This window comes from Pseudomonas sp. BP6 (genome assembly GCF_017875935.1).
Taxonomy (GTDB): domain Bacteria; phylum Pseudomonadota; class Gammaproteobacteria; order Pseudomonadales; family Pseudomonadaceae; genus Aquipseudomonas; species Aquipseudomonas putida_Y.
Genome location: NZ_JAGINI010000001.1, coordinates 1,955,320 through 1,975,473 on the forward strand (window position 1 = coordinate 1,955,320; position 20,154 = coordinate 1,975,473).

Annotated in this window: 17 protein-coding genes; 8 read left to right on the plus strand and 9 right to left on the minus strand. The window is 63.0% G+C overall.

Annotation, left to right across the window (positions count from 1 at the left end; all coding sequences use genetic code 11):
* Positions 1 to 2 precede the first annotated feature (2 nt).
* From J3A98_RS08985 to J3A98_RS08995, 3 genes are all read right to left on the minus strand, one after another.
* Positions 3 to 1,010, minus strand: coding sequence for a FecR family protein (locus tag J3A98_RS08985; RefSeq protein ID WP_209965455.1), 1,008 nt, complete (start codon positions 1,008 to 1,010; stop codon positions 3 to 5).
* A 265-nt stretch (positions 1,011 to 1,275) separates the two neighbouring features.
* Positions 1,276 to 3,045 carry an acyl-CoA dehydrogenase C-terminal domain-containing protein gene (locus tag J3A98_RS08990; RefSeq protein WP_209965457.1) on the minus strand — a complete coding sequence of 590 codons (1,770 nt, stop codon included), beginning with the start codon at positions 3,043 to 3,045 and terminating at the stop codon, positions 1,276 to 1,278.
* Positions 3,046 to 3,140: 95 nt separating this feature from the next.
* A complete protein-coding gene (locus J3A98_RS08995; RefSeq protein ID WP_019437073.1) occupies positions 3,141 to 4,763 on the minus strand; it encodes an acyl-CoA synthetase in 1,623 nt (540 codons plus the stop codon).
* Between the two features lie 195 nt (positions 4,764 to 4,958).
* On the opposite strand from J3A98_RS08995, the gene J3A98_RS09000 reads away from it, so the two are divergent.
* From J3A98_RS09000 to J3A98_RS09030, 7 genes are all read left to right on the plus strand, one after another.
* The gene (locus tag J3A98_RS09000; RefSeq protein WP_209965460.1) at positions 4,959 to 6,365 is read left to right on the plus strand and encodes an ATP-binding protein; all 1,407 of its coding nucleotides are present in this window, start codon (positions 4,959 to 4,961) and stop codon (positions 6,363 to 6,365) included.
* A 9-nt stretch (positions 6,366 to 6,374) separates the two neighbouring features.
* A complete protein-coding gene (locus tag J3A98_RS09005) occupies positions 6,375 to 7,007 on the plus strand; it encodes a response regulator (protein ID WP_176683318.1) in 633 nt (210 codons plus the stop codon).
* A gap of 180 nt (positions 7,008 to 7,187) precedes the next feature.
* A complete protein-coding gene (locus tag J3A98_RS09010) occupies positions 7,188 to 7,661 on the plus strand; it encodes a MarR family transcriptional regulator (RefSeq protein WP_003247811.1) in 474 nt (157 codons plus the stop codon).
* A gap of 30 nt (positions 7,662 to 7,691) precedes the next feature.
* Complete coding sequence (locus tag J3A98_RS09015; protein WP_209965462.1) at positions 7,692 to 8,885, plus strand: HlyD family efflux transporter periplasmic adaptor subunit; 1,194 nt, start codon at positions 7,692 to 7,694, stop codon at positions 8,883 to 8,885.
* Entirely contained in the window at positions 8,882 to 10,417 is a 1,536-nt protein-coding gene (locus tag J3A98_RS09020; protein WP_209965464.1) for a DHA2 family efflux MFS transporter permease subunit, read from the plus strand. The genes J3A98_RS09015 and J3A98_RS09020 overlap by 4 nt, the downstream gene beginning before the upstream one ends.
* Positions 10,418 to 10,751: 334 nt before the next feature.
* Complete coding sequence (locus tag J3A98_RS09025) at positions 10,752 to 10,910, plus strand: hypothetical protein (protein ID WP_209965466.1); 159 nt, start codon at positions 10,752 to 10,754, stop codon at positions 10,908 to 10,910.
* Between the two features lie 479 nt (positions 10,911 to 11,389).
* Positions 11,390 to 12,136, plus strand: a complete 747-nt coding sequence (locus tag J3A98_RS09030; protein ID WP_209969790.1) for an SDR family oxidoreductase — start codon at positions 11,390 to 11,392, stop codon at positions 12,134 to 12,136.
* A 9-nt stretch (positions 12,137 to 12,145) separates the two neighbouring features.
* On the opposite strand, the gene J3A98_RS09035 is transcribed toward J3A98_RS09030, so the two are convergent.
* The 4 genes from J3A98_RS09035 to J3A98_RS09050 all read right to left on the minus strand — a co-directional run bounded on the left by J3A98_RS09035 (position 12,146) and on the right by J3A98_RS09050 (position 17,608).
* On the minus strand, positions 12,146 to 14,212 hold the full coding sequence (locus tag J3A98_RS09035) for a PAS domain-containing protein (RefSeq protein ID WP_209965468.1): 2,067 nt from the start codon (positions 14,210 to 14,212) through the stop codon (positions 12,146 to 12,148).
* Positions 14,213 to 14,383: 171 nt separating this feature from the next.
* Entirely contained in the window at positions 14,384 to 15,793 is a 1,410-nt protein-coding gene (mapR, locus tag J3A98_RS09040; protein ID WP_003247831.1) for a GntR family transcriptional regulator MpaR, read from the minus strand.
* Positions 15,794 to 15,843: 50 nt separating this feature from the next.
* Positions 15,844 to 17,247 carry a cytochrome c oxidase accessory protein CcoG gene (ccoG, locus tag J3A98_RS09045; RefSeq protein WP_209965470.1) on the minus strand — a complete coding sequence of 468 codons (1,404 nt, stop codon included), beginning with the start codon at positions 17,245 to 17,247 and terminating at the stop codon, positions 15,844 to 15,846.
* A 121-nt stretch (positions 17,248 to 17,368) separates the two neighbouring features.
* On the minus strand, positions 17,369 to 17,608 hold the full coding sequence (locus J3A98_RS09050; protein WP_209965472.1) for a DUF3203 family protein: 240 nt from the start codon (positions 17,606 to 17,608) through the stop codon (positions 17,369 to 17,371).
* 135 nt (positions 17,609 to 17,743) lie between these two features.
* On the opposite strand from J3A98_RS09050, the gene J3A98_RS09055 reads away from it, so the two are divergent.
* Positions 17,744 to 18,262: an MgtC/SapB family protein gene (locus J3A98_RS09055; RefSeq protein WP_176683323.1), complete on the plus strand. Its 519-nt coding sequence runs from the start codon at positions 17,744 to 17,746 to the stop codon at positions 18,260 to 18,262.
* A 535-nt stretch (positions 18,263 to 18,797) separates the two neighbouring features.
* Here J3A98_RS09055 and J3A98_RS09060 read toward each other — a convergent pair.
* Together J3A98_RS09060 and J3A98_RS09065 are read right to left on the minus strand one after the other, a co-directional pair.
* On the minus strand, positions 18,798 to 19,694 hold the full coding sequence (locus tag J3A98_RS09060; protein ID WP_176683324.1) for a hydroxymethylglutaryl-CoA lyase: 897 nt from the start codon (positions 19,692 to 19,694) through the stop codon (positions 18,798 to 18,800).
* A 19-nt stretch (positions 19,695 to 19,713) separates the two neighbouring features.
* Positions 19,714 to 20,112, minus strand: coding sequence for a MerR family DNA-binding transcriptional regulator (locus J3A98_RS09065; protein ID WP_176683325.1), 399 nt, complete (start codon positions 20,110 to 20,112; stop codon positions 19,714 to 19,716).
* Positions 20,113 to 20,154 lie beyond the last annotated feature (42 nt).

Below are 20,154 nucleotides of genomic sequence, written 5' to 3' on the forward strand. Positions count from 1 at the left end.
CGTCAGCCCTTGTCGGGCGGCGGCGAGATGCGATTGAGCACGGTGCTGCCGTCCTTGCTGCGGGTCAGGTAGACCGGTAGGACTTTGGGCAGGTTGTTGACCAGACGCCCCACTTCACGGGTGTTGTAGATGCCGCTGATGCGGATGCGGCCGGTGCTGGCATCGGCCAGTAGCAGCGGGGCGTCGAGGTAGCGGTTGATCACCGGCAGCGCCTGTTCCAGGCTCAGGTTGTCGAGCACCAGCTTGCCGCTGCGCCATGCCAGGCTGTTGCCATAGTCGTCGCTTTGCTCCAGCTGCGGCTCGAAGTCGCCCTTGTGGTAGCTGGCCTGCATGCCAGGGCCAAGGCGGTAGCCACCGGCACTGCCCTCACTGGACACCAGCACTGAACCTTCCACCAGGGTGACCTTCACCTGGTCTTGGTACTTCCACACGTTGAACTGGGTGCCGGTGACCCGGGTCTGGCCACTGCCGGCACGCACGATGAACGGGTGGCTGCTGTCGTGGCGCACCTTGAAGAACGCTTCGCCGCGCTTGAGTGTGACCCGGCGCTGGTCCTTGTAGTTGAGGAAGGTGAGCTCGGTGTGCAGGTTGAGCTGTACCGTGCTGCCGTCGCTGAGCTCCACGGTCTGCATGCCGTCACCGGTTTCAACGTGCTGGTAGTGGTTGGGCAACCAGCCCTGTTCCCACCCCATCCACCCGGCCAGCGGCAGCACTGCCAGGGCGATGGCCGCAGCAGATGCCAGCGGCCGCCAGTTGCGAGGGCGGGCGGCGTGTCTGGCGGGTGGGTTGAAGTCGATGACGGTGGCGCTGCGCGGCAGCAGGTCGGCGGTTTGCCAGATTTCCAGCATCGCCTGGTACTCTTCGGCATGCCGCGGGTCGGCCGCCAACCAGTCAGCGAATACGTCACGCTCGGCCTGCGTGCAATCTTCGGCGTGCAGGCGCATGCACCAATGCGCTGCGGCGTCGGTGATGGCATCGTCTGGGTTGGGATTGAGGCGGTCGTGGTTCATTGCGGCTCCGGGTTTTGCGCATTCTACCCTTGCGGGAGGGCTCCCGAGAACCAATGTAATGGCGAATGACTATCAGTTGTGCCGGTTTTTCGTCGGATTAGCCATGGTTTTTCAGCGTTTGAGAACCCTTCGCGGGCGCATGGCGTTGTCTGCAATCGTTTCTGCAGGGGTAGCCTGATGCTGCGAAGAGGCCCTTCGCAATCCTGTACCGGACTCTTCGCAGCACACGGCACCCCTTGCAACAAGCGCGTCAGCGACACACCGGTCAGAACTGTGCGGCCTCTAGTCCATAAAGGCTGCCACTGCCGGCCCGTATACTCGCCTCCAGCCCCAACCCCCGCGGCAAGACCCGCTGGAAGTAGAACGCCGCACACGCAAGCTTCGCGCCATGAAACGCATCATCCTCATCACGTTTGGCCAGCGCCACCGCCGCCATCCGCGCCCACATGTACGCATATGCGGTCAGCCCGAACAGCTGCAAGTACTCAACCGCCACCGCGCTGACCAGATTGGCATCCTCGCCAGCCTGCTCCCGCAGCCAGCTGCTGGTGGCCTCCAGCCGCGTCAGGCTCGCCTGCAGGGCCTCGCGGTGCAAGGGCGCATCCACACTGAAGGCTCGCACTTCGCGGGCAAAGCTGGCCAACGCCTGACCACCGTCGGCCAGCACCTTGCGCCCCAGCAGATCAAGGGCCTGGATGCCGTTGGTGCCTTCATAGATCTGAGCAATGCGCACGTCTCGCACGCGTTGTTCCTGGCCCCATTCGCGGATGTAGCCATGACCGCCATACACCTGCTGCCCAAGCACGCAGCTTTCCAGGCCGTTATCAGTGAAGAATGCCTTGGCCACCGGCGTCAGCAGTGCCACCAGGCGCTGGGCATGCTCGCGCTCGCCGGCGTCCTCGGCATAGCGTGCCACGTCCAGTTGCTGGCCAACGTACACGGCGAACGCCCGACCCGCTTCGGTGAGGGTGCGCATGGTCAGCAGCATGCGCCGGACATCGCCATGGTGGATGATCGGGTCGGCCGCCTTGTCGTGTGCCCGCGGGCCAGTCGCTGCGCGGCTCTGCAGGCGCTCGTTGGCGTAGCGGGCGGCGCTCTGGTAGGAGGCTTCGGCACAACCGATGCCCTGTATGCCGATGGACAGGCGCTCGTAGTTCATCATGGTGAACATCGCTGCCAGGCCCTTGTTCGGCTCGCCCACCAGGTAACCGATGGCACCATCAAAGTTCATGACACAGGTCGCCGAGGCCTTGATGCCCATCTTGTGTTCGATCGAGCCACAATGGACAGCGTTGCGCGCGCCCAGACGGCCATCGGCCTCGACCAGGAATTTCGGTACCAGGAACAGCGATATGCCTTTGGCACCGGCGGGCGCGTCCGGCAGTTTGGCCAGCACCAGGTGGACGATGTTCTCGGTCAGGTCCTGCTCGCCGCCGGTAATGAAGATCTTGCTGCCACTGATGCGCACGCTGCCATCGGCCTGGGGCTCGGCGCGGGTGCGGATCAGCCCCAGGTCAGTGCCGGCATGGGGTTCGGTCAGGCACATGGTGCCGGCCCAGCGGCCTTCGTACAGTGGTGGCAGGTAGGTGGCCTTGAGCGTTTCACTGGCGTGGGCATCGATCGCCAGGCAACTGCCGGCGCTCAATGCCGAATACAGGCTGAAGCTGCAGTCAGCGGCGTAGAGCATCTCTTCGAACAGCACGCCGAGCATCTTTGGCATGCCCATGCCGCCGTGTTCCGGGTTGCCGCCCAAGCCGACCCAGCCACCTTCGCGGTAGGTGTTCCAGGCCTCGCGGAAGCCATCAGGGGTGGTGACCTGGCCTGCGTCGAAGCACACACCTTGCTCGTCACCGTTGCGGCTGAGCGGGGCAATCAGCTGGCCGGTGACTTTGGATGCTTCCTCGAGAATGGCGTCAGCAGTATCGGCATCGATGCGTTCGGCCAGGGCGGGCAGGCGGGCCCACAGGCTCGAAGCGTTGAACACGTCATGTAGGACAAAGCGCATGTCGCGCAGGGGGGCGGAATAGGTGGTCATCGGCAGCTCTTGCAATAGTGGGGGATGGTTGGGCGTGCGCTGAACCTTCAGGCGCAGCCTAGTGCTGCGCGCCTGAAGGGGGAACGACTACGGCATCAGAGCGCCTTGGCCCGGTCGCGCAGCACGTATTTCTGGATCTTGCCGGTCGAGGTCTTGGGCAGCTCGCCGAACACCACGGTCTTCGGCACCTTGAACCCGGCCAGGTGTTCGCGGCACCAACTGGTGATGTCGGCTTCACGGGTGTCCTCCCGGCCCGGCTTCAGGGCGACGAAGGCGCACGGGGTTTCCCCCCATTTTTCATCCGGGCGTGCCACCACGGCGGCTTCCAGCACTGCCGGGTGCTTGTACAGGGCGTCCTCGACCTCGATGGTGGAGATGTTCTCGCCACCGGAAATGATGATGTCCTTGAGCCGGTCCTTGATCTCGATATAGCCGTCGGCATGCCACACGGCCAGGTCGCCGGTGTGGAACCAGCCGCCACGGAAGGCTTCGGCGGTGGCTTCAGGGTTTTTCAGGTAGCCCTTCATCACCGTGTTGCCGCGCATGAAGATCTCGCCCAGGGTATCGCCGTCGCGGGGCACCGGCTGAAGGGTTTGCGGGTCGGCCACCATCAGGCCGTCGAGGGTCGGGTAGCGCACGCCTTGGCGAGACTTGATCCGGGCACGCTCTTCCAGCGAAAGCGCATCCCATTCGTCATGCCAGGCACACACGGTCACCGGGCCGTAGACCTCGGTCAGGCCATAGGTGTGGGTGACCTTGATGCCCATTTGCTCCACGGCGCCGATGACCTTGGCCGGTGGTGCGGCGCCGGCGACCATGGCCTGCACCGGGTGCTCGATGGCTGCCTTGGCCGCCTCGGGCATGTTGACCAGCGCGTTGAGCACGATCGGTGCACCGCACAGGTGGCTGACTTTGTGCTCGCGGATCAGGGTCAGGATTTTCTGCGGGTCGACCCGGCGCAGGAACACATGGGTGCCGGCCAGGGCGGTGATGGTCCAGGGGTAGCACCAGCCGTTGCAGTGGAACATCGGCAACGTCCACAGGTACACCGGGCGGTGGCCCATGGCCCAGGTCATCTGATTGCCCAGTGCGTTCAGGTAGGCGCCACGGTGGTGGTAGACCACGCCCTTGGGGTTGCCGGTGGTGCCAGAGGTGTAGTTCAGCGAAATGGCCTGCCACTCGTCATCGGGCCATTCCCAGGCAAATTCCGGGTCGCCTTCGTTGAGCAGTGCCTCATAGTCCAGCTCGCTGACCGCGCGGCCTTCGCCGTACTCCGGGTCATCTACATCAACCACCAGCGGCGGGTGTTCAAGCAGTGCCAGAGCGCCTTCGATGACTGCATGGAACTCGCGGTCGGTGATCAGCACCTTGGCCTCGCCATGCTGCAGCATGAAGGCGATGGCCTCGGCATCCAGGCGCACGTTCAGGGTATTGAGCACGGCACCAGTCATGGGTACGCCGAAGTGCGCCTCGAGCATGGTCGGGGTGTTGGGCAGCATCACTGCCACGGTGTCGCCGCGGCCAATGCCACGGCCGGCCAGGGCGCTGGCCAGGCGCCGACAGCGTTGGTAGGTTTCTTGCCAGTTGCGGCGGATGGCGCCGTGGATGACGGCCGGGTAGTTGCCGTAAACGGCAGCGGTGCGTTCGATGAAGCTCAGCGGGGTGAGGGCGACATGGTTGACGGCAGCGGGCATCAGGCCCTGGGCATAGATCGACATGCGGTAATCCTGTAAGGGAGGCAGACGCAGCCTGTGCACCTGACCCCCGATGGCTGATTGTTAGCTCTGTTCAGGGTGCAGTGGGGGCGGACGGTGGGCCGCCCCTCTGTCGCAGTTTTACGCGAGTCGCTATGGTATTAGGAATATCGACTATAGCAATATAGTAAAACTACTATAAAAAACAGGCCGCCTACTGTGGATGACACTGCTTACCCCTTGCTCACCAACGACCCACAACCCAGTCTGTTGCTGGCCAGTGATGCAAGCCCGCTGGCACTCAACCCGGCACTGCAGGCCTGGGTCGCCGAAGGGCCTGAGCTGGCTCGCTGGCTGCCGGCCAATTGCGCTGCACTGGTACGTGCCTGTTTGCGCCAGCATCGGGCGATCAGCGATGTCGAGGTGCAGGTCGGCGAACGCATCGTGTTGTGGACGTTCATGCCGGACAACCAGGGCCAGCAGGTGCTGGGCCGCTGCCGCGATGCCAGTGAAGAGCGCCATGGCGCACGCGAAGCCAGCCGTGCCCGGCGCCTGTATCGGCTGATCATCGAAAACACCACCGACCTGATTTCCCGGCACAGCCCCGATGGCCGCTTTCTCGATGCCTCACCGGCAGCCTACCGCCTGCTCGGCCTGTGGCCCGAGCAGCTGCGTGGCATGCCTGTACATACCCTGCTGCATCCGCGCGAGCGGCGTCAGGTGCTGCGTCAGGCCGCTGCCGCGCTGGACCAGGACGGCTACCACACGATGACTTGCCGGGTGCGCCAGGCGACAGGTGGCTACCGTTGGTTCGAAATCGCCAGCCGGGCGATCCGTGAGACTTACACCGGCGCGGTGGTGGAGGTGGTCAGCGTGTCCCGCGACATCACCTTGCGCATCGAAGCGCAGGAAAGCCTGGCGCACAGTGCCCGCCTCGCTACCCTGGGCGAGCTGGCCTCGGGTATCGCCCACGAGATCAACCAGCCACTGGCCGCCGTGGTCAACTATGCCAACGCCAGTCAGCGTTATCTGCAGGGCCTGGACCGTGACCCCCAGGCTCGCGAGCGAGTAGGCCAGGGTCTGCAGCGTATCAGCGAGCAGGCCACCCATGCCGCCGAAGTGATCCGCCGCCTGCGTGCCTTCCTGCGCAAGGGGCCGCGCCGCCTGGAGGCGCTGGATGTGGCCGAGCTGGCTGGCGAAGCCATGCGCCTGTGTGCCTGGGAAGCCGCGCGGGACCAGGTGCAGGTGGAACTTCGCATGAGCGCTCAACTGCCCTTGGTGTATGCCGACCGGGTGCTGCTGGAGCAGGTGCTGCTCAACCTGCTGCGCAATGCCATCGATGCCAATCGCGAGCAGCAGGGGGAGCGGCCGTCACGTATCCTGCTCTGCGCGGCGCGCGATGGCGATGGGGTACTGGTCGAGGTAGCCGACCAGGGCCCGGGCGTGGCGCCGGAGCGGCTGGATGAAATCTTTACGCCGTTTACCACCAGCAAGGCCGACGGCCTGGGCTTGGGCTTGAGCATGAGTCGAAGCCTGATCGAAGGCTTTGGTGGCAGCCTGTGGGCGCGGGCGGGTGACAACGGCGGTCTGGTACTGTGCTGCCGGCTGGCGGTCAGCAGGGAATAAGGGGAGGCGGTGTTGCAAGCAAAAGTGTATGTGGTCGATGACGACCAGGGGATGCGCGACTCTACGGTCTGGCTGCTGCAGTCGGTGGGCCTGCAAGCCTTGCCGTTCGCCAGCGGGCAGGCGTTTCTCGACGCCTGCATCGATGATGGGCCCGCTTGCGTCTTGCTGGATGTGCGCATGCCGGGTTTGGGCGGGTTGGCTGTGCAGCAGGCGATGCGTGAGCGTGGCCTGATGGTGCCGGTGATCTTCGTCAGCGGTCATGCCGATGTCCCGATCGTGGTGCGGGCGTTCAAGGCCGGCGCCTGCGACTTCATCGAAAAACCCTACAACGACCAGTTGCTGCTCGACAGCGTTCAGGCTGCGCTGGAGCACGCCGGGCTGGCGCGACAGGGCGATCAGGCGCTGGCCTTGGTGCAGGCGCGAATCGATGGCCTGACGCCGCGTGAGCGAGACGTCTTCGTACCCTTGGCCCAAGGGTTGAACAACCGCGAGATTGCCGAGCAGTTGGGCATCAGCGTCAAGACCGTGGACCTGTACCGAGGCCGGGTGATGAAGCGGTTGCAAGCGGGCAGCCTCGCAGAGCTGGTGGGAATGGCGATTGCTTGCGGGGCGGTGGAGGCGTTGGGCCTGCGAGCACGTTAACCGCCTTTACGCACACCCTTGCAGGCGCGGCCTTGTGTGTAGCAATGGGCCGCAATGCGCGCCTGCTGGGAGCGGTGAGACTGGCAGAAGACATGAAATATTTCATAGCTTGCTAATGAAGGCTTTGACATTCACTGCCTAGGCAGTAATATTTCTACACACTTAACTGAGCAGTCAAAGATGGCCCATTTCTCCCCCGAAAACTTCCAGACCTGCGCCATCGGCATGTTGCTTGGCCGCGCAGCGATCCTCAAAGACCGCATTCTTGACTGGCACCTGGAGTCAGAGGGCGTCACTGCCGCGCAGTTCAAAGTGCTGATCATCGTCACCCAGTACCAGGTGGATACCCCGGCCGAGCTGTGCCGGTACCTGGGCCTGGACAGCGGTTCGATGACTCGCATGCTCGACCGCCTCGAGCAGAAGGAGCTGATCGTGCGCAACCGCTGCGCCGACGACCGTCGCCAAGTGCGCCTGGCACTCACTGCCGACGGCCAGCGCCTGGCCAACCGCCTGCCGGAAATCGGCGCCGCCGCCATGAACGAGTTGTGCGGCGTGCTGGCACCAGAGGAGCTCAAGACCCTGGAAGGCCTGCTGGCCAAGGTGCTGCTCGGTGCTGGCGACCCTCTGACGATCCGCCGCTTCGGCGACCGTTGAACCCTGTAACGAATTATCCAAGGTATTGTCATGGCCACACCTACAGATACCCCGACTCCCTCCGTCGCGCCTGAGCCGTCACGCAAGCGCAAGGTCTGGCTGCTTGGCCTGCTGTTGCTGCTGATCCTTGCCGGGGCAGGCACCTGGGCCTGGTACAGCATTGTCGGGCGTTGGCACGAAAGCACCGACGATGCCTATGTCAACGGCAACGTGGTGGAGATCACCCCGCTAGTCGCTGGCACCGTTACCAGCATCGGGGCCGATGACGGCGACCTGGTCCACGCCGGCCAGGTATTGCTGCAATTCGACCCGGCCGACAGCGAAGTCGCCTTGCAGTCCGCCGAAGCCAAGCTGGCACGCACCGTGCGGCAGGTGCGCGGGCTGTACAGCAACGTCGACTCGCTAAAGGCTCAACTGGAAACGCGCCAGGCCGAACTGCGCAAGGCGCAGCAAGACTTCAACCGGCGCAAGGTGCTGGCTGACAGCGGTGCGATTGCCGCAGAAGAACTGTCCCATGCCCGCGACGACCTGACCGTTGCCCAGGCCGCCGTCAACAGCGCGCGCCAACAGCTCAGCACCAGCAGTGCGCTGGTCGACGACACCGTGGTGTCCTCGCACCCCGACGTCATGGCTGCTGCTGCCGACCTGCGCCAGGCCTACCTCGACCATGCCCGCACCACGTTGGTCGCGCCGGTCACCGGCTACGTCGCCAAGCGTACCGTCCAGTTGGGCCAGCGCCTGCAGCCGGGCACCGCGACCATGGCGGTCATCCCGCTGGATCAGGTGTGGATCGATGCCAACTTCAAGGAAACCCAGCTGCGTGAGATGCGCATCGGCCAGCCGGTGGAAATCACCGCTGATTTGTATGGCAGCGAGGTCAAGTACAGCGGCACGGTCGACAGCCTTGGCGCGGGCACCGGCAGCGCCTTTGCCTTGCTGCCGGCGCAGAACGCCACCGGTAACTGGATCAAGATTGTTCAGCGAGTACCCGTGCGCATCCACCTCAGCCCCGACCAGCTCAAGGACCACCCCCTCCGTATCGGCCTGTCCACCGTGGTCGAAGTCGACCTGCATGACCAGAGCGGTCCGGCCTTGGCCCAGCAGCCACCGCAGAAGGCCAGCTACACCACCCAGGTGTATGACCACCAGCTGGTCGAAGCCGACAACCTGATCGCTCGGCTGATTCACGAAAACAGCGCAACCGGCAAGACGGCGCAGCGATGAGCAACAACGCCGCTGCCCAGTTCACGCCGCCGAGTCTGCTGCTGACCACCATCGGGCTGTCGCTCGCGACGTTCATGCAGGTGCTGGACACCACCATCGCCAACGTGGCCCTGCCGACCATCTCCGGCAACCTGGGGGTAAGCTATGAGCAAGGCACCTGGGTCATCACCTCGTTCGCGGTGAGCAACGCTATCGCCTTGCCGCTGACCGGCTGGCTGAGCCGGCGCTTTGGTGAAGTGAAGCTGTTCATCTGGGCCACGCTGCTGTTCGTGCTGGCGTCGTTCCTGTGCGGTATCGCCCAGTCGATGCCCGAGCTGGTCGGGTTTCGCGTCTTGCAGGGCGTGGTCGCCGGGCCGCTTTATCCGATGACCCAGACCCTGCTGATTGCTGTCTATCCCCCTGCAAAACGGGGGATGGCACTGGCGCTGCTGGCGATGGTCACGGTGGTGGCGCCGATTGCCGGGCCGATTCTTGGGGGCTGGATCACCGATAGCTACAGCTGGCCGTGGATCTTCTTCATCAACGTGCCCATCGGCCTGTTCGCTGCTGCCGTGGTGCGCCAGCAGATGCGCACGCGCCCGGTGGTCACCAGCCGCCAACCGATGGATTACATTGGCCTGTTGACCCTTATTATCGGCGTCGGTGCCTTGCAGGTAGTGCTGGACAAGGGTAACGATCTGGACTGGTTCGAGTCGTCGTTCATCATTGTCGGCAGCCTGATTTCGGTGGTGTTTCTGGCGGTGTTCGTGATCTGGGAGCTGACCGACCGGCACCCGGTGGTCAACCTTCGGCTGTTCGTGCACCGCAACTTCCGCATTGGCACTATCGTGCTGGTTGGGGGGTATGCCGGGTTCTTCGGTATCAACCTGATCCTGCCGCAGTGGTTGCAGACGCAGATGGGCTATACCGCGACCTGGGCAGGCCTGGCGGTGGCGCCGATCGGCTTGCTGCCGGTGATCATGTCGCCGTTCGTGGGCAAATATGCGCACCGGTTCGACCTGCGGGTGCTGGCTGGGTTGGCGTTCCTGGCGATCGGCACCAGTTGCTACATGCGTGCCGGTTTCACCAGCGAGGTGGACTTCCAGCACGTGGCCTTGGTGCAGTTGTTCATGGGGATTGGCGTGGCGTTGTTCTTCATGCCGACCTTGAGCATCCTGCTGTCAGACCTGCCGCCGCACCAGATTGCCGACGGTTCGGGGCTGGCGACTTTCCTGCGGACCTTGGGCGGGAGTTTTGCGGCTTCGTTGACTACCTGGATCTGGATTCGTCGGGCGGACCAGCACCATGCCTACCTGAGCGAGCACATCAGCCAGTTCGATCCGGCGACGCGGCATACCCTTGAGCAGTTGGGCGGCGTCAGCCCGCAGAGTTATGCGCAGTTGGAGCAGATACTCAATGGGCAGGCTTACATGATGTCGACGGTGGATTACTTCACCTTGATGAGCTGGGTATTTGCCGGGTTGATTCTGCTGGTGTGGTTCGCCAAGCCGCCCTTTACCGCCAAGGCGGGGCCGGCATCGGCGGGGCATTGAGCTAAACAAGGCAAGATCCCGATGCTCTCGGTCTCGCTTCGGCTTTTGATTTTGCTTCTAAGCGCGCGATAGCCCAGGCGCCGCGGATTGCGACTTCAGGAGGCCGAGCGCAGGGCTTGCGAAGGGAGGTGACGGGCATGGATGCCCGTCAAGCGCTGGGCCCCAGGATGGGGCCTGCAGCGCGGTCCTCCCGGGAGCAAGCCCGGAGCGAGGGAACCCCGGAGCGTAGCGCAGGGGCCGGATGATAGGAGCCAGCGTTTTTTGGTTACTTTTTGTCGCGTTTGACAAAAAGTGACCCGCCGTAAGGGCGGAAAGGTGACTATGCGCCACCTGCGTGAATGAATACCTACTCGATGTGGATGCCCACATCCAAGAAGCAAGAAGCAAGAAGCAAGAAGCAAGAAGCAAGAAGCAAGAAGCAAGAAGCAAGAAGCAAGAAGCAAGAAGCAAGAAGCAAGAAGCAAGAAGCAAGAAGCGAACTCGTCTGTTTTGACTCAGCGAACAGTCCATTCGCGATGGCGACACTGACTCACCTTTTCGCCCTTACGGCGAGTCACTTTTTGTCAAACGCGACAAAAAGTAACCAAAAAACGCTGCGCTCCCATCATCCGGCCCCTGCGCTGCGCTCCGGGGTCCCCTCACTCCGGCCTTGCTCCCGGCAGGACCGCGCCGAAGGCCCCATCCTGGGGCCTCAGCGCTTGACGGGCATCCATGCCCGTCACCTGCCTCCGCAAGGCCTGCGTTCGGCCTCCTGAAGTCGCGAAGATCAAGATCAAGATCAAAAGCCAGATCAAAAGCCACATCAACAGCCAGATCAACAGCCAGATCAAAAGCCAGATCAACAGCCAGATCAAAAGCCAGATCAACAGCCACATCAACAGCAGAGGGTTGGCTGTGCTGATCTTTGTCATTTCAACGCAGCGCCATTTCGCCTATTGTCGATGCTCCCTTCCCAAAACCATTGGCAAACCCATGGAGAACGTCATCGTCATCACCGGCGGCAGCCGCGGCATCGGCGCCGCCACTGCGCTGCTGGCCGCCCGCCAGGGCTACCGCATCTGCATCAACTATCACGCCGATGACCAGGCCGCCGAAACCATCCTCAGCCAGGTCCACGCCCTGGGCGCCGAGGCCATCGCGGTGCGCGCCGACGTCAGCGTCGAGGATGAAATCATCCAACTGTTCCTGCGCGTCGACGATGAGCTCGGCCCGGTCACCGCACTGGTCAACAACGCCGGCACCATCGGCCAGCAGAGCAGGGTCGAGGACATGTCCGAGTTCCGGCTGCTGAACGTCATGAAGACCAACGTCGTCGGCCCCATGCTCTGCGCCAAGCACGCCCTGCGGCGCATGGCGCGCCAGCATGGCGGGCAAGGCGGATCCATCGTCAACGTATCATCGGTAGCCGCACGCCTGGGTTCGCCCAATGAATATGTCGACTATGCCGCCTCCAAGGGCGCGCTCGACACCTTCACCATCGGCCTGGCCAAAGAAGTGGCAGGCGAGGGCGTGCGCGTCAATGGCGTACGACCGGGCTATATCCATACCGGTTTCCATGCGCTTTCTGGTGATCCGGACCGCGTCAGCAAGCTTGAATCTGGCTTGCCCATGGGCCGAGGGGGGCATCCCGAGGAAGTGGCCGAGGCCATCCTCTGGTTGCTTTCGGACAAAGCCTCCTATGCCACCGGCAGCTTCATCGACCTGGGCGGCGGGCGCTGAACGCGCCCGTCAAGTCTCCAGCAACTCGCGAACCCGCTCCGCCAGTGCTTCCAGTTCGAACGGTTTGGTCAACACCAGCGTACCTTGCAGCGGTTGGCCGTCGCTGAGCGCCGCGCTCTCATCGTAGCCGGTGATCAACAGCACCTTGAGGTCCGGGTAGCGCTCACGGCAGCGTTCGGCTACCTGGCGGCCATTCAGGCCGCCAGGCAGGCCGACATCGCTCAGCAGCAAGTCTGGCCGTTCGCCACTTTGCAGGTGGGCGAGAGCAGTCGGACCGTTCTCGAAGGCGTCCACCCGATAGCCCAGCTCTTCCAGCACTTCGCCGATCACCAGGCGCAAGGCGGTCTGGTCTTCAACCAACAGAATGCGTTTTGCAGTCTCGCCGCTTCTTCGCGAAGGCACGCGCTGCGGTTTGCTGATTGGCGTCTGGGCTGGCGCGTGGTGGCGGGGTAACAGCAGTTCGATACGGGTCCCCTCGCCAGGCACCGAAAGCACCCGTAATTGCCCGCCCGACTGACGCACGAAGCCATAAGTCATGGACAGCCCCAGGCCGGTGCCCTGGCCCATCGGCTTGGTGGTGAAGAACGGCTCGACTGCGCGCTCGACGACGTCAGCCGACATGCCGCTACCGTTGTCGACGATGCTCAGGCGCACGTACTCCCTGGCCGGCAGTTCCAGTGCCAGGGCCTGCTCGTCGTCAAGCGGCAGGTTGTCGCCAATGATCTCGATCACACCACCGGCAGGCATGGCATCACGCGCGTTGATGCATAGGTTGAGCAGGGCGCTTTCCAGTTGTGGAGGGTCGATGAAGGTCGGCCACAGCTGGCTGGCGAAGCGGCTGCTCAGGGTAATCGCCGGGCCGATGGTGCGGCGCAGAAGGTCTTCCATGTCGGCCACCAAGGTGGCCACTTGCGTGGAGCAGGGTTGCAGGGTCTGCTGGCGGGAGAACGCCAGCAGCCGATGCACCAGCGACGAGGCCCGCTGCGCCGCGCTGTTGGACAGCTCCAGCAAGGGCGCCAGGGCGTCGAAGCGTGACTGGTCCAGGCGTTGCCGCATCAGCTCCTGGGCGCCAAGGATGCCACCCAGCAAATTGTTGAAGTCGTGGGCAATGCCGCCACTGAGCTGGCCTACGGCCTCCATCTTCTGTGCCTGGCGCAGCGCCGCTTCGGCCTTGGCCAAGCGTTCCTGCTCCTGCACTCGCTCACTGATGTCATAGGCGAACAGAAACGCGCCCTGTACCTCGCCTTCTGAATCGCGCAAGGCGTTGAAGCGCAGCTCATAATGGCGCAGCACGGGGGGCTTGCCAAAGGTGCCGATCTCGATGAACTGCTCGCCAGCCAGGGCGCGCTGCCACATCGGCAGAATTGGCGTCTGGTCGGCGGTGCCATCCTCGAACAACCCGGGCAGGTAGTCGCCGATTTCGGGTGTCCTCCCGTACAGCAGGTGGAAGTCATGCTTGGCCTGGCGATTGACAGCCAGCCAGCGCAGGTCCCTGTCGACCACATGCACATTGACCACACTGTGATCGACCAGCTCGGCAAACAAGCGGCGCTCCGCCAGTGCGGCAGTCACCCGTTGTTCGAGCTCTTCGTTAAGGCGCTGAAGGGCCTGCTCTGCACGCCGGCGTTCGGTGACATCCTTGAACAATACCGCCACCTGGCGTTTCTCGGCAGGTTCTATGCGAAAAGTGGTCACCGACAGCACGCGGCCGGTGGCAACCAGCTCTTGCTCGAAGTGCAGTGGTTCGCCGGTGCGAAGTACAGCGCCATAGCGGACCACCCAGTCATCCGCCTCATCGGGCACCATCTCGCGCAGTTTTTGCCCGACCACGTTGGGGATGCCGGCGTGTTTGGCATAGGCGGCGTTGGCCAGCACGTGCACGTAATCACTCAGCGGGCCATGGGGGCCGTCGAAGAACTCGATGATGCAGAAGCCTTCGTCCATGGTGTCGAACAGTGAGCGATAGAAGTCCTGGCCGTGCCCCTGGAGGCTTGCAAGCCGTTGCTCCAGCAGCGTGTTCTGTCGCTGGAGGTCTTCGACTTGTTGGCGCAGTGAGTTCAGATCACGAGAAGGCATGCCTGCGTCCGGCAACTGAAAAATCCAGACTTTAACGTGTTCACCTGCAGGCGAATAGCCGCTCAGTGCGACTGGGCAGTGCTCCCCAGCAACCGTTCAAGCACTTGGGCAAGTGCTTGCAGATCGAAGGGCTTGGCCAGCAGCTCGGTGCGCGTGTCGGGCACCTCGCTATCAGAACGAGCGAATGATCCGCCCGAGGGTTTCCATGGCCTGTTCGGCGCCGTCATGCCAAGGGCTGCCGTAATTCAGGCGGATGCAATTGCCGAAGCGTCGGGTGGGCGAAAAGATTGGCCCTGGCGCGATGCTGATGCCTTGGGCCAGGGCCATATGGAACAGCTTGAGGGCATCCATCTGCTCGGGCAGTTCCAGCCACAGGAAGTAACCGCCGGAGGGCTGGCTGACCCGTGTCTGCGCCGGGAAGTGGCGGGCGATGGCTGCCAGCATGTTGGCCTGCTGGCCCTCCAGGGCGTAGCGCAGCTTGCGCAGGTGGCGGTCGTAGCCGCCGTGTTGCAGGTAGTCGGCGATGGCTGCCTGGGCCGGCATGGAGGCACAAAGGGAGGTCATCAGCTTCAAACGCTCGATCTTCTGCGCAAAGCGCCCAGCGGCCACCCAGCCAATGCGATAGCCCGGCGCCAGGCTTTTGGCGAACGAGCCGCAGTGCATGACCAGGCCCTGGGTATCGAAGGCCTTGGCGGGTTTGGGCGCCTGTTGCGAGTAGTACAGCTCGGCGTACACGTCGTCTTCGATCAATGGCACCTGATGGCGCGCCAGCAACTCCACCAGCGCCTGTTTCTTGGCCTCCGGCATGCTTGCACCTACAGGATTCTGGAAGTTGGTCATGCACCATACGGCTTTTACCGGGTGCTTCTCCAGGGTCTGCGCCAGCACCCCGAGGTCCATGCCCTCGCGCGGGTGCACGGGGATTTCCACGGCCTTGAGCTTGAGCCGCTCCAGCACCTGCAGGCAGGCATAGAAGGCGGGGGCCTCGATGGCTACCAGGTCGCCCGGCTGGGTCACTGCCTGCAGGCACAGGTTCAGGGCCTCCAGTGCGCCGTTGGTGATCAGCAGCTCTTCCATCGGCAGCATCAACCCACCGACCATATAGCGCAGGGCTATCTGCCGGCGCAGCTGAGGGTTGCCCGGGGACAGATCGGTCACCACCATGCGTGGGTCCATGCTGCGGCTGGCGCTGGCCAGTGAGCGCGACAGGCGTTGCAGCGGGAACAGTTCAGGGCTGGGGAAGGCTGAGCCGAAGGCAATGGTGTTGGGGTCCTTGATCGAGTCGAGGATCGAAAATACCAAGGCGCTAACGTCGACATCGGTAGACTCGCTCACCGGCTGCAGCGCCTGCGGCTCGCTGAACTGGCGCGGAACGTGGGCGTTGACGAAATACCCGGAGCGCGGCCGGGCCCGGATCAGCCCACGCCGTTCCAGCAGGTAATAGGCCTGGAACACGGTGGACGGGCTGACCCCGTGGGTCTGGCTGGCGTAGCGCACGGACGGCACGCGCTGGCCGGGGCCCAGCACCCCGGAGCGGATCAGTTCGGCAATGTCATCGGCGAAGCGTTCGTAGCGTTTCATTCTGGCCTTCTGTCGAAGCCTGGCAGGCAAGGTGGCGTGAGTGTAAGGGATCAGCGGTTCATCGGGGCGACGAAGCGACTGTGCGCCACGCTGCGGATAGCGGGGTCGTCACGCTCGCTGATTTCAAAGCTCAGCGTCTGCGAGCTGCTGGTCGGGCGCTCGGCGAGCATCGCCACCGACACCGGCAGTTCGCTCATTTCGCCAGCAGGGATGACCAGTGCGCTATTGCCCTGCAGGGTGAAACCGTCAGCGTCCAGCAGGCGCAATTGATAGTGCTGGGTACGTTCGGTCTTGTTGATGACCTTCAGCAGGTAAATGTTCTCGATCTGGCCTTGGGCGTTTTCGCGGAACAGGCCGCGGTCCTTGATCACATCCAGCGATACCATCGGGCGCAGTTGCAGGGCCATCACCAGTGCCCCGATCATGACCAGCAGCGCGGCAGCGTAGCCCAGCAGGCGCGGGCGCAGCCAGTGAGTGGTACCGCCTTGCAGGCTGTGCTCGGACTTGTAGCCAATCAGGCCGCGGGCATACCCCATCTTGTCCATTACCCCGTCACAGGCGTCGATGCACGCGGCACAGCCGATGCAAGCCATCTGCAAACCATCACGAATGTCGATGCCGGTGGGACACACCTGCACGCACAGCGTGCAATCGATGCAGTCGCCCAGTCCCTGGGCACCGACATCACTGCCTTTCTTACGCGGACCACGGGCCTCGCCACGGCGCGGGTCGTAAGCGACCGCCAGGGTGTCCTTGTCGAACATCACGCTCTGGAAGCGCGCATATGGGCACATGTGCAGGCACACCGCTTCACGCAGCAGGCCGGCATTGATGTAGGTAGCGGCCGTGAAGAACAGCACCCAGAACAGTGACACACCGCCCAGTTGCAAGCTGAGCAATTCCGCGGCCAGTGGCCGGATCGGGGTGAAGTAGCCGACGAAGGTCAACCCCGTGAGCACACCAATGGCCAACCACAGGCTGTGTTTGAGCGTGCGACGGGCCAGTTTGTTCAGGCTCCAGGGCGCCGCGGCCAGCTTGATGCGCTGGTTGCGGTCGCCCTCGGTAACCTTTTCGCACCACATGAACAGCCAGGTCCAGGTACTTTGCGGGCAACTGTAACCGCACCAGACACGCCCGGCGTAGACGGTGATGGCGAACAGGCCAAAGGCACAGATGATCAGTAGCGCCGACAGCAGGATGAAGTCCTGTGGCCAGAAGGTGGCGCCGAAGATATGGAACTTGCTGTTTCCCAGGTCCCACAGTACGGCCTGGCGGCCGTTCCAGTTCAGCCAGGCCGTGCCGAAGAACAGCACGAACAGGGCGCCGGCAAAGCCGATGCGCAGGTTACGGTAAAACCCGGTAAAGCTGCGGGTATGGATACCGCTGTCGGTGCGTCGTGCTTGGATGCTGGCTGGGGCGGTGGCGATCTCTGCAAAAGGGATTCTATCGTTCATGGTTCGGTGCTCATCAGGCCTCGATCAGGCATGAGCACTATGGCGCTGAAGCTGTTATCAGCACAGGTTCAGATTTTACGATAAAAACCATATCAGATTTGCCGCATAGCCCCGCCAGGCCTCATATCACCGAGCCTGGCGCGCTGGCCTTCAGATGCCTGCGGCTATCCACCGCACCCGCCACGGTCAGTGCATCGGCCTCGGTTTCGGTAATGGGCACGCGTTGGCCGGCCAGAATGGCCACCGACATGCGCAATTGCTCGTCGGTGATGATCTCGATATCCGGGCCTTCGCCCTCGATGCGCAGGTCTTCGCCGGTCAGTGTGCAGCGGCGGGTGGTTTCGTCGATTTCAATGGGCATGGTGGGGGCCTCCTGGGGTGGTTACAGGGTGGACCGCGGTCAGGGGCCAGTTGCTGCATCGGCAGGCTGAGCGGCACTTTGCATTGCGTGCAGAGGTCAACCTGAAAACACATGCTCAGGCAGGGGAGCACCGCGATGGATGTCATCTGGCAAGCAATCCAGGCCGAATTCGCCGATGTCACCGATGAGCGCGAGGTCACGCAAATCCTTGTGCGCTTGCTGATGGCTGCTGTGCTTGGCGCAATACTGGGCTTCGAGCGTGAACACAAGGGCAAGTCTGCCGGGGTGCGTACCCACATGCTGGTCTCGCTGGGCGCCGCCCTGTTCATGCTGTCACCCAGCATGGCGGGGGCCGATGACCAGGCACTCAGTCGGGTGATCCAGGGCATCGTTGCCGGTATCGGGTTTCTCGGTGCGGGTACCATTCTGAAGGGCAACGGCCAGGACACCAGCCATGTGAAAGGCCTGACGACCGCTGCCGGGCTATGGATGACGGCTGCCATCGGTACGGCGGCCGGCATGGGACGCGAAGCCACGGCGCTGATCAGCACGGTACTGGCCCTGCTGGTACTGGGCACGATGCCGTTGATGGTGGAAAAGGTCGAAGGGCAGGATGAGGAGAAGCAGGAGGAGGAAGAGGGCAGGAAGCACTGAGGGGAGCCGAAGCTCCCCTCAAAGCGTTGTTGCCTGCTCTTTTTTTATTATTGGGACCGGCCTTTTGTTGTTTTTGTCGGCTTGTCCTGGTGCTGCGGGCGACCCCCATGCGGGGTCAAGAGCAAACGTATTTTTTTGAGCGCTGACCTGCTGTCATCATCGCTGATCCGAACCTGGCTGCCGCTACCTTGAGGTAGTTTTATTGTTCTGTGCCAGCCCGCGGGGCGAACCCCTGAAAAGCGTGTCGACTCCAAAAAAATCTGCTTGCTACGCCTCTGCCGTGTTGTTCTTGTTATGTCAGAGCCGTTACCTGTTGTTTTTATTGGGTATCGCGTTTTTTTTGTTGTTGTACCAGAGATATAGCAGGGTGCGTGCCAACTTTTAAAAACCCTTTTAAATCAATGATTTAAGAATTTTGATCGACACCACCCAGCCTGAAATTCTGCCGATTTGTTTCCCTGTTACCCGATTTTTTGCTGTGAAATGTGCGGGAGGTAACACTTCACCCACACCGATGTGACATCCGTGTGACCTATTAAGCGCTACACGCCCGCGCTACCCGCGACCCATTGTCGCGGCCCAGCACGCTGCTGATGCGCTGGCCGGCGGCTATCAGCCGGCCCAGGTCGATGCCGGTTTCAATGCCAAGCCCTTGCAGCAGGTACACAACATCCTCGCTGGCGATATTGCCGGTAGCACCCTTGGCGTAAGGGCAGCCGCCCAACCCGGCTACCGAGCTGTCGAACACGCTGATGCCTTCAAGCAGGCTGGCATAGACGTTGGCCAGGGCCTGGCCGTAAGTGTCATGGAAGTGTCCGGCCAACTGCTCGCGCGGCACCTGGGCCGACACCACCTCGAACAGGCGCCGGGTGTCACCTGCAGTACCGGTGCCGATGGTGTCACCCAGCGAAACCTCATAGCAGCCCATGTCGTGCAGGGCGCGGGCCACCGGGGCCACCTGCTCGGCGCTGACCTTGCCCTCATAAGGGCAGCCGAGCACGCATGACACATACCCGCGCACGCGCACGCCGTGGCTGCGCGCAGCGTCCATGATGGGTTCGAAGCGCTTGAGGCTCTCGCTGATCGAGCAATTGATGTTGCGTTGCGAGAACGCTTCGGAGGCTGCAGCGAATACCGCTACTTCCTTGACCCCCGCAGCCAGGGCGTCCTCGAAACCGCGCAGGTTCGGCGCCAGCGCGGCATACGTCACACCGGGGCGCTGCTGGATGCCGGCGAATACCTCGGCAGAGCCGGCCATCTGTGGCACCCACTTGGGGGACACGAAACTGCCCACTTCTATATAGGCCAGGCCTGCTTCGGTGAGGTCGTTGACCAGGCGCACCTTGTCGGCGACGCTGATGGGCTGGGCTTCGTTCTGCAGGCCGTCGCGGGGGCCGACTTCGACCAGGCGGACGTGTTTAGGCAAGGACATGGCGGATTTCCTGTGGCGTTCAGCGGTGGTCTTTGTTGTTCAGGGTGGCGGCCAGGGCTTGTTCGCAGCGCTCCTGGGCGGTATCCAGTTCCAGTTGCATCTGGTGAATGTCCAGCATCTGCTGCTCCAGCTGGGCGCGGCGCTCGGCGATCTTCGCCAGCATGCTGTTGAGCTGTTTGAGGTTGCCGCTGGTGGGGTCGTACAGTTCGATCAACTCGCGGCACTCGGCCAGGGAAAAGCCGATGCGCTTGCCGCGCAGGATGAGCTTCAGGCTGACCTTGTCGCGCGGTGAGTAGATGCGTTCCAGGCCACGACGCTCAGGGCTGAGCAGGCCCTGTTCTTCGTAGAAGCGGATAGCGCGGGTGGTGATGTCCAGCTCGCGGGACAGGTCGGAGATGCTGTAGGTCTGAGTGCTCATGCTCGGGCTCGGCGTGGGGTATGCGGATATCCTGAGGGCAGG

Excerpts from the sequence above, each read along its gene's own strand:
- J3A98_RS08985 (WP_209965455.1), bottom strand. The coding sequence starts at position 1,010 with ATGAACCACGACCGCCTCAATCCCAACCCAGACGATGCCATCACCGAC.
- J3A98_RS08990 (WP_209965457.1), bottom strand. The coding sequence starts at position 3,045 with ATGACCACCTATTCCGCCCCCCTGCGCGACATGCGCTTTGTCCTACAT.
- J3A98_RS08995 (WP_019437073.1), bottom strand. The coding sequence starts at position 4,763 with ATGTCGATCTATGCCCAGGGCCTGATGCCCGCTGCCGTCAACCATGTC.
- J3A98_RS09010 (WP_003247811.1), top strand. The coding sequence starts at position 7,188 with ATGGCCCATTTCTCCCCCGAAAACTTCCAGACCTGCGCCATCGGCATG.
- J3A98_RS09015 (WP_209965462.1), top strand. The coding sequence starts at position 7,692 with ATGGCCACACCTACAGATACCCCGACTCCCTCCGTCGCGCCTGAGCCG.
- J3A98_RS09020 (WP_209965464.1), top strand. The coding sequence starts at position 8,882 with ATGAGCAACAACGCCGCTGCCCAGTTCACGCCGCCGAGTCTGCTGCTG.
- J3A98_RS09030 (WP_209969790.1), top strand. The coding sequence starts at position 11,390 with ATGGAGAACGTCATCGTCATCACCGGCGGCAGCCGCGGCATCGGCGCC.
- J3A98_RS09035 (WP_209965468.1), bottom strand. The coding sequence starts at position 14,212 with ATGCCTTCTCGTGATCTGAACTCACTGCGCCAACAAGTCGAAGACCTC.
- mapR (WP_003247831.1), bottom strand. The coding sequence starts at position 15,793 with ATGAAACGCTACGAACGCTTCGCCGATGACATTGCCGAACTGATCCGC.
- ccoG (WP_209965470.1), bottom strand. The coding sequence starts at position 17,247 with ATGAACGATAGAATCCCTTTTGCAGAGATCGCCACCGCCCCAGCCAGC.
- J3A98_RS09050 (WP_209965472.1), bottom strand. The coding sequence starts at position 17,608 with ATGCCCATTGAAATCGACGAAACCACCCGCCGCTGCACACTGACCGGC.
- J3A98_RS09055 (WP_176683323.1), top strand. The coding sequence starts at position 17,744 with ATGGATGTCATCTGGCAAGCAATCCAGGCCGAATTCGCCGATGTCACC.
- J3A98_RS09060 (WP_176683324.1), bottom strand. The coding sequence starts at position 19,694 with ATGTCCTTGCCTAAACACGTCCGCCTGGTCGAAGTCGGCCCCCGCGAC.
- J3A98_RS09065 (WP_176683325.1), bottom strand. The coding sequence starts at position 20,112 with ATGAGCACTCAGACCTACAGCATCTCCGACCTGTCCCGCGAGCTGGAC.